The organism is Arthrobacter sp. 49Tsu3.1M3, assembly GCF_900168135.1.
Taxonomy (GTDB): domain Bacteria; phylum Actinomycetota; class Actinomycetes; order Actinomycetales; family Micrococcaceae; genus Arthrobacter.
In genome coordinates this window covers 1-12,794 of sequence record NZ_FUZD01000036.1, presented here as the reverse complement: position 1 = coordinate 12,794, position 12,794 = coordinate 1, and the positions used below count along the sequence as shown (strand labels likewise).

Below are 12,794 nucleotides of genomic sequence, written 5' to 3'. Positions count from 1 at the left end.
CCGGCCTCCGCCGCGAGATCCTGGGCAGTCTCACCCGCGATGAACCGTTCGACCAAGGCGAGCTTGAATTCGAACGAGTACACCTGTTTCGTCGGCTTGGCCATCAGCGCTCCTCGACCATGGATTCTCCACCGCAGATAGAGAAGCTGCACCGGCGAGTGAGACACACCCAGGACCCGAGCCGCCGCTTTATCCGCGATGCCCTTCTCAAACCACGCTACAGCGGCCTCGCGCTGCTCTTCGGATAACGGACTACGTACATGCATAAAACTGCTCCCCGGGAGTCGGAACTGAATTTCTCAGTCCAACTTCCGGGGAGCAGTTCATCCGCGCGGCGGGACATGTGCCGCAGGTTTGATGCACTCCGCGAAGCATGCCTTCCGGGCGTGTGCACAGACCTCGGTCCCTACGCGGGACATGCCCAACCTTGGTCCCCAGCAAGGGACATAATGCCAATATGTCCATCCCTGGCCCGGGCCGCGGGGCATGTCCAGCGGGATTTCAGCCCTCCAAGGGACATGTCCAGTGTTAGTCCGCGGCAAGGGACATGCCCAGCAGGATTCCAGGGCTGCAAGGGACATGTCCAGTGCTGACCCGGGCCGAGGGACATGTCCCAAGGGTTTTGAGGGCTGAGAGGGACATGTCCAGCGGTGGGTGCTCAGACTGGGCATGTCCCGGGGAGGGCGGGACGCTACTCCCCCAGCACTTCCAGGGCCTCGAGCCATTCGAGTTCAAGGGCTTCGCGTTCCCCGGCCAGTTCCTGGAGTTTCGCGTTCAGCCCGGCGAGCTGGTCGAACTTGCTGGCGTCCCCGGCCCCGGCGGTCATCTGGGCGTGGATCTTGTCTTCCTGCTGCTTGAGCTTGCCCAGCTGGCGGTCGATCCGGTTCTTGGCCTTGCGGGCGTCGCGCTTTTCGGCCTCGGAAGGGCCGCTGGCGGCGGGAGCGGATCCCCCGCCGGAGGAGGTGACGGGGTTGCCGCCGCCGGTGATCGTGGAGCCGGCCAGGGCCCCTTCCCGCAGTTCGAGGTACTGGTCCACGCCGCGGGGCAGGGCGCGGATTTTGCCGTCGCCAAGGAGCGCCATCTGGTGGTCCGTGACGCGCTCGAGCAGGTAGCGGTCGTGGCTGACAACGACGAGCGTGCCCGGCCAGCCGTCGAGCACATCTTCGACGGCGGCGAGGGTGTCGGTGTCGAGGTCGTTGGTCGGCTCGTCAAGCATCAGCACGTTCGGCTCCCCTACGAGCAGGCGCAGGAGCTGCAGCCGCCGGCGTTCGCCACCGGAGAGGTCCTTGACCGGGGTCCACTGCTTTTCGTTGGTGAAGCCCAGCTGCTCCACGAGCTGGCCGGCGGTGAATTCCTTGCCGCCGACGTTGAAGGAGCGCTTTTCCCGCTCGATCACTTCGATCACGCGAAGGTCCGAGACGTCGTCGAGTTCCTTGACCTCCTGGGTCAGGACTGCGGTGACCACCGTCTTGCCGCGCTTGACCTTCCCGGAGGTGGGCTGGATCTCGCCGTTGAGGAGTTTGAGCAGGGTGGTCTTGCCGGCGCCGTTGACGCCCACGAGGCCCAGCCGCTCCCCGGGGGCGAGGCGCAGCGTGATGTTGTCGAAGAGCTTCTGCCCGGCCTCGCCGCCGAGGAAGTCCAGGGAGACGTGCTCGAGGTCCAGGACGTCCTTGCCCAGCCTGGCGGTGGCCATCTTGCTCAGCGCCGTCGAGTCGCGCGGCTCGGGGACGTCCGCGATCAGGGCGTTGGCTGCCTCGATCCGGAACTTGGGCTTGGCGGTGCGGGCCGGGGCACCGCGCCGGAGCCAGGCGAGTTCCTTCTTCACGAGCTGCTGGCGCTTGCTTTCCATCACGGACGCGGAGCGGTCGCGCTCTGCCCGGGCCAGGACGTAGGCGGCATAGCCGCCGTCGAACGGGTCCATGATGCCGTCGTGGATTTCCCAGGTCTTGGTGCAGACTTCGTCGAGGAACCAGCGGTCGTGGGTGACCACGAGGAAGGCGCCCTGGTTGGCCCGCCAGCGGGTCTTCAGGTGCCGGGACAGCCACGCGACGCCTTCGACGTCGAGGTGGTTGGTGGGCTCGTCGAGCATGATGACGTCGTGGTCCTCGATCAGCAGCTTGGCCAGCGCCACACGCCGCTTCTGCCCGCCGGAGAGCGCATGGACGTTCGCGTGCCAGTCGACGTCGGACACCAGCCCGCCCATGACTTCGCGGATCTGGGGATTGCGGGCCCACTCGTAGTCGGCCTGGTCCCCCACGATCGCGGCGCCGACGGTGAGGTCGCCGTCGAGCACGTCGCTCTGGTCCAGGTAGCCGATGTTGACCTCGCTGCGCTTGGTCACCCGGCCGGAGTCCGGGGTGGAGCGCATGGCCAGCAACCGCATCAGGGTTGACTTGCCGTCACCGTTGCGGCCCACCATGCCGATCCGGTCGCCCTCTTCAAGGCCGAGGGTAATGCCATCGAGGACGGTACGGGTTGCATACGAGACCGTGAGGTTCTCGCCGCCGAGCAGGTGTGCCACTGGGAACTGCTTTCTTAGGTGTATCGGTGAAGTGAAGCTGAGACGTCATCAGATGCGGTGCGTCAAAAGCTCCTAAAGGAGCGTATCGGAGATGATGCGGGCCCCGTGCACCGGCCCGTGCACCGCCATGGCGTCCAGGCTGTGGTGCCGCAGCTCTTCGGCGAGCCCGGCGGCCGCGGCGGGGCTGTGCGCGAGGAACGCGACAGTGGGTCCGGAGCCGGAGACGATGCCTGCGATCGCGCCGCAGGCCTCGCCGCGGCCCAAGGTATCGCGCAGGCCCGGGGCCAGTTCGATGGAGGCGCGCTGGAGGTCGTTGACCAGGACGCGGCTGAGGGCGTCGGCATCGCCGCTGCGCAGAGCCGTGAGCACGCCCGGATCCACGGCGTCGGGTTCGTCCACCGGCAGGCCCTCGGCCGCGCGCAGGCGGTCCAGGGTGCGGTAGACCTCAGGGGTGGGCAGGCCGAAGTCCGCGCTGACCAGGACCCAGTCCGTCTGGGCCTTGACCAGGGCCGGCGAGAGGTCATCCCCCAGGCCCAGTCCGACGGCGGTGCCGCCCAGCAGGGCGAAGGGAACATCGGCGCCGAGCTCGGCGGCCAGGTGGGCCAGCTCATCGCGGGACAGTCCGCTGTTCCACAACGCGTCGCAGGCCAGCAAGGTGGCGGCGGCGTCGGCCGATCCGCCGCCCATGCCGCCCGCCACGGGCACCCGTTTGGTGATCTCCAGGTGGACACCCGTGGAGTGTTCCGAGACGTCGGCCATGATGGCCGCGGCCTTGTACGCCAGGTTGCGGTGATCGAGCGGAATGTCCACCCCGTCGAGGTCCACGGTGCTCGCATCGCTGATGCTGACGGTGATCTCGCCGGTATCGGTGCTGGTGGCGGCAATTTCTTCATAGAGCGAGACAGCCAGATAGACGCTGGCTACGGAGTGATAGCCGTCCGGCCGCAGCGGTCCGACATCCAGTGAGACGTTAACCTTGCCTGGAGCTTTCACCCGGACGGTCCTCGCGGCAAAGCGCCCTCTCACTGCGTTCATGGCTCCACGCTATGGCATCGCGGCCCGGGCTCCAAGCACGCAACAGCTCCCTGAGGCGCCCATGCGGAGCTCACACGGAGCTCAGGAGTCCGGTTGTCCGTGGGCTTCGGCGATTCTGGCGAACGCCGCGATGTCGATCACTTCACCGCGTGCGGTGGGGTCGACGCCGGCGGCCCGCAGGCAGCGTTCGGCCTCGGCGGCACTGCCGGCCCAGCCGGCCAGCGCGGCCCGGAGCGTCTTGCGGCGCTGCGCGAAGGCGGCGTCGATCACGGCGAAGACCTGCTCCCTGGTGGCGGTCGTGACGGGGGGCTCCCGGCGCGTGAAGGCGACGAGCCCGGAATGGATCTTGGGCGCTGGCCAGAAGACGTTCATGCCGATCACGCCGGCCTTGCGCATGCTGCTGTACCAGGCGGCTTTGACGGATGGGACGCCGTAGGTCTTGGAACCGGGTCCGGCCGCGAGCCGGTCGGCGACTTCATCCTGGACCATGACCAGGCCGTGCTGCAGGCTCGGGAAGTGCTGCAGGAGGTGCAGCACCACGGGAACGGCCACGTTGTAGGGAAGGTTCGCCACGAGCGCGGCCGGCTCGACGGGAAGTTCGGTGACCCGCATGGCGTCGGCCAGGACGAGGTGGAAGTTCCCGACGGCGTGCGGGCGCCATGCGGCGACGGTGGCCGGCAGGCGCCCGGCAAGGACCGGATCGATTTCGACGGCGACCACGCTGCGGGCGGCGTCCAGCAGGCCAAGGGTCAGGGACCCGAGTCCGGGTCCGACTTCCAGGACCGTCTCATCGGCCCGGATGTCGGCGGCGTTCACGATCCGCCGGATGGTGTTGCCGTCGATGACGAAGTTCTGCCCGAGGGTCTTCGTGGGCCGCACGCTGATTTCCTCTGCCAGCCGGCGGATATCGGAGGCACCCATCAGCGGTGCGGGCGCCGCTCCGGGCAGGCTGTCGGGGGCGGAGGGGCTCGGTTCAGTCACCTAGGTATCCTATCCCGGCGCCGGTACGCCACAGGCCGGGTCCGGAGGGAATCCGGACCCGGCCTGTGCTCTCCCCTGGCTGTGGTCGGCAGCCGCGGGAGTCGGGCGTTCAGTGACGGGCGGTCAGTGGCGTGCGGTCAGCCGCCGGCCTGGCCTGCTAGCTGGAGGCGGCCCAGCCGCAACCCCAGGGCTGCAGTCCGCGCTGGGCGTAGACCCGGTTGGCGACGGCGATCTGCTGGGCCTTGGTGGCGGCAGCGGCGTTCGGGGCGTAGGCGCCGCCGCCTGAGCTGAGCCAGGTGCCGACGTCGAACTGCAGGCCGCCGTAGTAGCCGTTGCCGGTGTTGATGGACCAGTTGCCGCCGGATTCGCACTGGGCGATCTTGTCCCACATGCCCTGGTTCATCATGGCGGGGGCCTCCGCGCCGGTGTTGGCGGCGGGCTTGGGCTTTTCCTTGGTGCCGACAGTGACCTTTTCGGTGACGGGCTGGACGCTCACGGTCTCCGACACCAGGGTCCGGGAGGCTTCGCGGCCATCCACGAGAACCAGCTTGAAGTTCTTGCTGGTGGTGCCGGCGACGCCGGCCTGGGTGACCTTCTTCTCACCCTTGAACATGTCGGCACTCTCGGTGGTGAGCGTTTCGAAGGCGACGGGCTCGGTGGTGTTGGCCGTCTTGCTGACGTCGACGCGGGAGACCTTGATCACCATGTCATTGACCACCGGGGCGTTCCCGGGTTGGGAGACGCGGTCGCTGGCCCCGAGCGAAAGCCCGGCGTCCTCGAGCACTTTGGCGACTGTGGCCGCCGTCGTGGTGGTCGCTGCCGCCTTGCCGTCCGCAACGAGGCTCACCTTTTTAGGCGTCGAGATGGAGACGAAGGAGCCGGAGACGGCGAGCTGGGCGTCCTTGGGCACCGAGACCTGCGAGGCGCTGGCCACGCCGAGTTCGGTCACGAGCCCTTCGACGGTGGGTGCGGTGGTGGAGATGGTCCGTTCGGCGCCGTCCAGGCTGACCTTGACGGCCTTGGCGAGGTTGACGTTGATGACTGACCCGTCCTGCACATGGGCGTCCGCCGAAGGCGACACCCTGTCAGATGGCTGCAGTTCAACCTTGGCACTCTTGACGACTTCCCCGACGGTTCCGCCGAAAGTCTGGACGGAGCTGACTTTGCCATCCACGTTGAGTGTGATCGTCTTGTTATTGCCGACGAAGGCCACGAGGCCCAGCACCAGTGCCACCAGCACTACGAGCTGCGTGCCAACCTTGACGAAGCTGAACTTGCCGTCCGATGTGAAGAACTTGACCACAATTGCCCGAATCTCTTGGACCTTCCGGGCACGGGGAAAAGTGCACGTGGCCATCCCCCGCGAGCGCGCCAACGGCGGCTCCGGACAGCGTCCGGAGCGTCACGGAACATGCGTGCACTGCCTCACCCAAAACGAGAGCGCGCATGTGGTTTGTTTGCCACAATGCACGCCCTGCTGGAGTGAAATTATCCGTAGGCCTTCCCCGACCCCGGCTAATAGTTGACCACTGTAATCGAAGCGTTATAAAGGAACCAAGAATTTGTGCATACCCGGTATCCATGCCGGGGGGCTGGATGGGGGCGGTTCAGTCCCAGGATCCGTACGCCCGCACCGTATTTGCGGCGATCTGCGCACACAGCCCGGATAGCTCCGACCCAGTCACATCGGCCATGGCCCGCACCGTGTAGGGAACCATGTAGCTCGCGTTCGGCCGGCCGCGGTGCGGGTGCGGGGTGAGGAAGGGGGCGTCGGTCTCGACCAGGATCCGGCCCGGCTCAGCGATAGCCAGCGCCTCCCGCAGGTCCGTCGCGTTCTTGAATGTCACAGTTCCGGCAAAGGACATGTACCAGCCCTCCGCGTTGCAGGTCCGGGCGAGCGCCTCGCCGCCGGAGAAACAGTGGAAGACCACCCGCTCCGGGGCCCCCTCTTCGCGCAGGACCTGGACGACGTCGTCGTGGGCGTCGCGGTCGTGGATTTGCAACGTCAGTCCGAGCCGTTTGGCGATGTCGATGTGGCGGCGGAACGAATAGCGCTGGTGGGCCAGGCCTTCCCCCTCGGTCCGGAAGAAGTCCAGGCCGGTCTCCCCGATCGCCCGGATCCTCGGATGGGCGGCGAGCGCCTCGATCTCGGCCAGGGCCTCCTCCAGGCCGCCGCGCCGGGCGTAGCCGGGTGCGTCGTTGGGGTGCAGGGCCACTGCGCCCAGGAGCCGGGCATCGAGGTCCACCGCGTTGACCGTAAACCGGGAGGATTCGAGGTCGCAGCCCACCTGCACGGCGCCCTGCACGCCCACGGCGGCGGCGGCATCGAGGGCGTCCTTGATGCCCACCTCGAGCTCCGCGTCGGGAAAGTCCAAATGCGTATGGTTGTCCATGACCGGCACGGGAAGCGGTTCCGGTGCGGGCGGATATCCGCTGCGTCCGGTACCGTCGTTTCCAGGCGACCGGAAGGGGACGGGAGTGAGGGGATTGAGCATTCATCCACCCTAACCGGAGGCCAGATTTCCCCGGAACTCTCTGTCAGGGCCGGCAGTTGTGTTAGTAGTCTGTTAATACTCTGTAATTTCCCCGTTAGGAAACAGGTGAATGCCACTGCGGGGCCCGGCCGCCGCGGGCGGTCAGATCCGGGACCCACCAGGGCTGAAAGGCTGCCGATGGATTACCACCGCACTTCCGTAGACGACACCCTCCCCCAGGGACAGAGCGTCCCGGGCCGCGCCTCCTTGGACCCAAACGCAGCCGGACAGCGGCCCCCGCGGCATGAACTGCCGGCCATGGACGCTGACGCTTTCCACTCAGCCAGCACCCGAATCCTGACGGCGATCAATACGGTCATCGACGGCAAGGCCGAAGCGGCCAAGCTGGCGCTCACAGTCCTCCTCGCCCAGGGCCACCTGCTCCTCGAAGACGTCCCGGGGGTCGGCAAGACGCTCCTGGCGAAGACGCTGGGCCGCACCATCGACTGTTCCGTCAGCCGGATCCAGTTCACCCCGGACCTGCTCCCGTCCGACGTCACGGGCGTGTCCATCTACAACCAGGCGACCCGGAGCTTTGAGTTCCGGCACGGCGCAGTGTTCGCCAATATCGTCATCGGGGACGAAATCAACCGCGCCTCGGCCAAGACTCAGTCTGCCCTGCTGGAGTGCATGGAAGAGCACCAGGTCACGGTGGACGGCACGTCCTACCGGCTGGATGAGCCCTTCATGGTGGTGGCGACGCAGAATCCCATTGAGATGGAGGGCACGTATCCGCTGCCGGAAGCGCAGCGGGACCGCTTCATGGCCCGGATTTCCATGGGCTACCCGGACCGTGAGTCCGAGATGGAGATGCTCGAAACCCACCAGGCCTCCTCTCCGCTGGCGCGTGTGACGGCGGTGGTCACCGCAGCCGAAGTGGCCGCCATGATTGCCACGGTGCAGCAGGTGTACGTGTCCCGGTCAATTAAGGAGTACACGGTGGCCCTGGGCCGGGCCACGCGCGAGAGCGGGCTTCTCCGGCTCGGCGCCAGTCCGCGCTCCATGCTGCAGCTCCTGCGTGCGGCGAAGGCCACGGCCGCGCTGGAGGGCCGGGACTTTGTGCTGCCGGACGACGTCGTCAGCGTCGCCGAAGCGGTGCTCGCCCACCGGATCATCCTCGACCGCAAGGCGGCCAGCGCGGGTGAGACGCCGCAAAGCGTCATCCGGGCCATTATCGCCAAGATTCCCGTCACCCCGGACGTGACGGCGTCACCGAACGGAACCGGCCGCCCTGGCCGGAAGAAGGCCTCGGCCATGGCAGCCGCGCCCCCGCCAAACCTGCCCAATCCGCGCTAGGTGTGACTCCGCCGTGGCATTGAGGGATCGGTTCCCCGGGCATTTCTTCAGCAGCCGCGGCTGGGGCCTGCTCGGCGCGGGTGCGGTGTCGCTGCTGGCCGCGCAGATCATGGGGCGCCGGGACCTGTTGGCCCTGGCCGTCCTGCTGCTGGTGCTGCCGGTGCTGGCCCTGGCCGGAACCCGGGTCCTGAAGCCGAGGTTCCGGGTTTACCGCGAATTCAGCCCGTCGCCGGTTGAAACGTCCGCCCGTGCCACGGTGCGGCTGGCCGTCGCGCGGACCGGGGCGGGGACAGGCCACGCGGTCATGGAGGAACACTTGCCGGCCCGGTTCGGCGAATCACCGGTCTTCCGGTTCCCGGCCCGTGCGGCCGCCGGCGGCACCAGCCGCTATGAGTACCACCTCCGTTCGGCCAGGCGCGGCCAGTTCCTGATCGGGCCCGTCACGGCGGAATTCAGCGATCCCTTTGGGCTCTCCTTCCACCGCCACGCAATTGACGACGGCGACCTCCTCACCGTGACGCCCGCCGCCATCGAGCTGCCGGAGACCGGGCTGGCCGGTGCCCGCGGACACGACGGTGTGACACCCACCCGGGCCCGGGCCAACCCCAGCGACGACGACGTCATGACCCGTGAATATCGGCACGGGGATCCGCTGCGCCGGGTGCACTGGGCCGCGACCGCCCGCCATGGGTCCCTCATGGTGCGGCAGGAGGAATCCGTCACGACCCCCGAGGCGACCATCATCCTGGACCAGCGGCTCTCGGCCTTCCCCCACGGGGTGTTCGGCCACGGTGCGCACTCCTCCGGCGGCCACCCGGGGGGCGGAGAGGGGGACGGCCACGACCTGCTGACCTCCGATGCCTTCGAGTGGGCTGTCACGGCAGCGATGTCGATCGGGGCGCACCTCGCGGAACGCAACTACTCGCTGCGGTTCCTGGACAGCGCGGGCGCGCCGGCCTTCCGGAATTCGCCGTCCGCTCCCGACCCGGAGGCCGAGGAATACACCGGAACGGCCGGGCTGCAGTCCATCGCCGAAAGCCTGGCTGCCATCGAGCTTTCCGGCCCGCACCACCCCCACCACCACAACCACCCACACCGTGACCGCACGGCTCCCCGCCCGCGGACCCGCCCGCAGGAGGCCCCGGCGGGAAACCGCACCGGATCCTCCGCGCCGGGTGGATTCCGTTCCGGGGCCGCGGCGGGCACCGGGAATGCGCCGCAGGCCTTCGACGACACCCTGATGGACAAACTTTCCGCCCACCGGCTGCGCGGACCTGTCCTGGCGGTCCTGGGCAGCCTGACCCCCGCCGAGGCCCGGGCGCTGTCCCCGGCCGCCGGGTTCGGCGCGAACGCGTTCGCGCTGCTGGTCACGGACCGGGCACAGGACTCCGGGGAGATGCCCGAGGTGCTGGAGGCGCTGCGGCTGGGCGGCTGGCGGGCCCTGGCGGTATCCGCCCAGAGCTCGCTGCCTGACGCCTGGGCAGCCTTCGACCACGCCGACCCGGGGATGTCCGCCGCGGCCGACGTCCGCCGCGGCGTGGGGGGCCGGCCATGACTCTCGCCCCGCACCGCAGCCCCGGGTCCGGCACCCCCTCCGGCGCGGAAGAACCGGCAGTCCTCTCCCCCGGTGCGGCGTCCCGGCCGGACGGACCCGGCGCCAGGCCCTGGGTGATGGCGACCGCCGTCGCGGTAGCCGTCGCGGGCGCGGCCCTCGGATTCAACGGCGTTCTGCGTGGCTGGGCCTGGTACTCCCCGGTGTTCAGTACCGTCCTCTCCGTTGCGTTCTCCCTCGCGGTGCTCCGGTCCCTGCGTGGCCGGCCCTGGCTGGTGACCGCCGGCGGCCTGGTGGCGCTGATCGTGGCCGTGACCTTCATCTTCTTCCGGCAGCACAGCATTGCCGGGTTCATCCCCTCCCCGGAGACCATGAACTACCTGGGAAAGTTCCTCCGGCGGGCCAGCGAAACGGTCCTGGCCGAGAGCACACCCGTGGCTCCCAACGCCGGAATCGTCATGCTGATCTGCGCGGTCCTCGGGCTGCTTGTGATCCTCATCGATGCCCTGGCGTTTCCGCTGGCGCTGCCGGCCACGAGCGGGCTCGGGATCCTGGCAATCCTCGTGGTGCCGGCCATGGTCAAGCCGCAAAGCGTGGGAGTTCTGGGGTTCGTGGGCGCCGTGGTCGGGTACCTGTTGATCCTCGGCTGCAGCCATTGGTACACGCCGGATACCCGCACCCTGGCCGACACCGCCCGCAACCCCGGGCAGCTCCGGCGCGGCACGGTCACGGCCGTCGCGGCGCTGACCCTCACGCTGGTGCTGCAGCTGGTCATCCCGGGTTTCGACCAGGGCACGTTCCCGCAGGGCTCCCGGCTGAACCCATTCGGCGGCGCCACCGGCCTCAATCCGATGATCAGCCTGGGCAACAGCCTGCGCAGCCCCTCCGGCGAGGGGCGGATCACCTTCGCCACGAACGCGCCGACGACGCCGTACCTGCGTTCGGTGACGGTGGACAACTTTGACGGCGATTCCTGGTCACCCGATGACCGGGAGTCGAGCCGGCAGCAGGGAACCGGCCGGCTCGAGGCCGGGCATGAGACCGCCCCGGCCGAGCTCCGCGTGATTACGGCCGTCAACACCGGCCAGTACACGAGCCCGTACCTGCCCGCACCGTATGCGCCGGAAGCTGTCTCCGGCCTCTCAGGGCGCTGGAGCTGGGACCCCGCTACGCTGAGCATCAAGGGTGTGGACACAAATTCCCGCGACCAGCAATATGTGGTCTCGTCCGTCACTCCGCAACTCACGGCAGCCCTGCTGGCGGGGGCTTCCGGGCCGGTGCGCGGTGTCCCCGAGCTGTTCCTCAAGGAACCGTCGAATGTTCCGGACGTCGTGCGCAGCACGGCCAAAACCGTGACGGCGGGCGCCAACTCGCCCTATACGCGGGCGATGGCCATCCAGAGGTATCTGCGCTCCACCGAATTCAGCTACTCGCTGCAGTCCCCCGTGCAGGGCGGCTACGACGGCAACGGCCTGTCCGTGCTGGCGGACTTCCTGACCCAGAAGAGCGGCTACTGCATTCATTTCGCCTCCGCCATGGCCGTGATGGCCAGGCTGGAGGGCATTCCGAGCAGGATCGCCGTGGGCTACGCACCGGGGCGCCCGACCGGGGCCACGGTAGCGGTCTCGGGCCAGGGCCCGCTTCCGGAATTCGAGGTCGATGCCCGGGACGCCCACGCTTGGCCGGAGCTCTACTTCCAGGGCATCGGCTGGGTCGCGTTTGAACCGACACCGTCCCGCGGCGTCGTTCCGGCGTACGCCACGGATGCCGCCGCACCCAGCGGTGCCAGCACCAACGAACGCAACGACGCCCTGACCCCCGGTGGCGGTTCCACCCAGGCACCGTTCCCCACTCCGGGCACGGTCCCGCTGCCCGGAGCCGGCACCCCGGCGCCCAGCGGCGCGCAGGCGGCGCAGGCGCTGTACGGCGTTGCCGCCGTGCTGCTGCTGGCGCTGCTGGTGGCCTCCCCGCGGCTGGTGCGCAGCGGCGTGCGGCGCCGCAGGCTGAGGACGGCGGCCCGCGGCTATCCCGGCGGCACGGCCGGGACGGCGTTGCCGGCCTGGGCGGAACTGCGGGATCTGGCCACGGACTACGGGATGACGCCCGGAGCGAGCGAAACGCCGCGGCAGTTCTCCGAGCGGTTGCGCGCCTCGACGGTTTTGGGCGAACCCGGCAGGGCGGACGGGCCCGGCCAGCGGGCCGCGGCCGCCCTGACCGAGGACTTCGAACGTGAGCAGTACGGCCGCCCGGGCGGCGCGGCCGGTCCGGCGCGGACCGCAGGCTCCGCGGATCCGGCCGACTCCGCCGCGGCCAGGATCGCCCTGGTGCAGGCAGCGCTGCGCGCCAACGCCGGCTTCCTGGTCCGGCTGCGCGCGGCCTGGCTGCCGCCGTCGGTCACGGCCGGCTGGCGGCGGGCCCTCCGGCTGCCCCGCGGGTTCCTCTCCCGGACAGCACATCACTCCCGGACAGCACTACGCACCCGGCGGGGGTTCGCGGGATCCTGGGGGAAGATCCGCAACTCCGTCCGCCGGGTGCGCCGCGGGTAGCTGGTGTGGCTAGCCTGCGTAGGGGTCGGCGATGCCGATGTACTGGGTGTAGAGGTATTCCTCGATGCCCTCGAGGCCGCCTTCGCGGCCCAGGCCGGACTGCTTGACGCCGCCGAACGGGGCGGCGGCGTTGGAGACCACGCCGGCGTTCAGGCCCAGCATGCCGGTCTCGAGCCGTTCGCCCATCCGGATGCCCCGGTTCAGGTCCCGGGTGAAGACGTACGCGACCAGGCCGTACTCGGTGTTGTTCGCGAGCCGGACGGCCTCGTCCTCGGTGTCGAAGGTGATGATCGGGGCGACGGGTCCGAAGATTTCCTCGGACAGGATCC

At 68.9% G+C, this 12,794-nt stretch carries 9 protein-coding genes; 3 read left to right on the top strand and 6 right to left on the bottom strand.

Going from position 1 to position 12,794, the window contains the following annotated elements:
* Nucleotides 1-691: 691 nt before the first annotated feature.
* The 5 genes from B5X90_RS20570 to B5X90_RS20550 form a co-directional block, all read right to left on the bottom strand.
* Entirely contained in the window at nt 692-2,521 is a 1,830-nt protein-coding gene (locus B5X90_RS20570) for an ABC-F family ATP-binding cassette domain-containing protein (RefSeq protein WP_079555746.1), read from the bottom strand.
* A 72-nt stretch (nt 2,522-2,593) separates the two neighbouring features.
* Nucleotides 2,594-3,556 carry a 4-(cytidine 5'-diphospho)-2-C-methyl-D-erythritol kinase gene (locus tag B5X90_RS20565; RefSeq protein ID WP_079555745.1) on the bottom strand — a complete coding sequence of 321 codons (963 nt, stop codon included), beginning with the start codon at nt 3,554-3,556 and terminating at the stop codon, nt 2,594-2,596.
* Nucleotides 3,557-3,637: 81 nt separating this feature from the next.
* Nucleotides 3,638-4,537: a 16S rRNA (adenine(1518)-N(6)/adenine(1519)-N(6))-dimethyltransferase RsmA gene (gene rsmA / locus B5X90_RS20560; protein ID WP_079555744.1), complete on the bottom strand. Its 900-nt coding sequence runs from the start codon at nt 4,535-4,537 to the stop codon at nt 3,638-3,640.
* Nucleotides 4,538-4,694: 157 nt separating this feature from the next.
* Nucleotides 4,695-5,840 carry a resuscitation-promoting factor gene (locus B5X90_RS20555; protein ID WP_079555743.1) on the bottom strand — a complete coding sequence of 382 codons (1,146 nt, stop codon included), beginning with the start codon at nt 5,838-5,840 and terminating at the stop codon, nt 4,695-4,697.
* 304 nt (nt 5,841-6,144) lie between these two features.
* Complete coding sequence (locus B5X90_RS20550; RefSeq protein ID WP_079555742.1) at nt 6,145-7,032, bottom strand: TatD family hydrolase; 888 nt, start codon at nt 7,030-7,032, stop codon at nt 6,145-6,147.
* Nucleotides 7,033-7,209: 177 nt separating this feature from the next.
* Here B5X90_RS20550 and B5X90_RS20545 point away from each other — a divergent pair, with 177 nt between their 5' ends.
* From B5X90_RS20545 to B5X90_RS20535, 3 genes are read left to right on the top strand one after another with little or no spacing between them, the layout of a single operon-like run.
* Nucleotides 7,210-8,367 carry an AAA family ATPase gene (locus tag B5X90_RS20545; RefSeq protein ID WP_079555741.1) on the top strand — a complete coding sequence of 386 codons (1,158 nt, stop codon included), beginning with the start codon at nt 7,210-7,212 and terminating at the stop codon, nt 8,365-8,367.
* A gap of 13 nt (nt 8,368-8,380) precedes the next feature.
* The gene (locus B5X90_RS20540) at nt 8,381-9,922 is read left to right on the top strand and encodes a DUF58 domain-containing protein (RefSeq protein ID WP_079555740.1); all 1,542 of its coding nucleotides are present in this window, start codon (nt 8,381-8,383) and stop codon (nt 9,920-9,922) included.
* The gene (locus B5X90_RS20535) at nt 9,919-12,465 is read left to right on the top strand and encodes a transglutaminase TgpA family protein (RefSeq protein ID WP_079555739.1); all 2,547 of its coding nucleotides are present in this window, start codon (nt 9,919-9,921) and stop codon (nt 12,463-12,465) included. Before B5X90_RS20540 ends, B5X90_RS20535 begins: the two co-directional genes overlap by 4 nt.
* 9 nt (nt 12,466-12,474) lie before the next feature.
* On the opposite strand, the gene B5X90_RS20530 is transcribed toward B5X90_RS20535, so the two are convergent.
* A partial coding sequence (locus tag B5X90_RS20530) for an aldehyde dehydrogenase family protein (RefSeq protein ID WP_143264624.1) occupies nt 12,475-12,794 on the bottom strand: 320 nt, incomplete at its 5' end.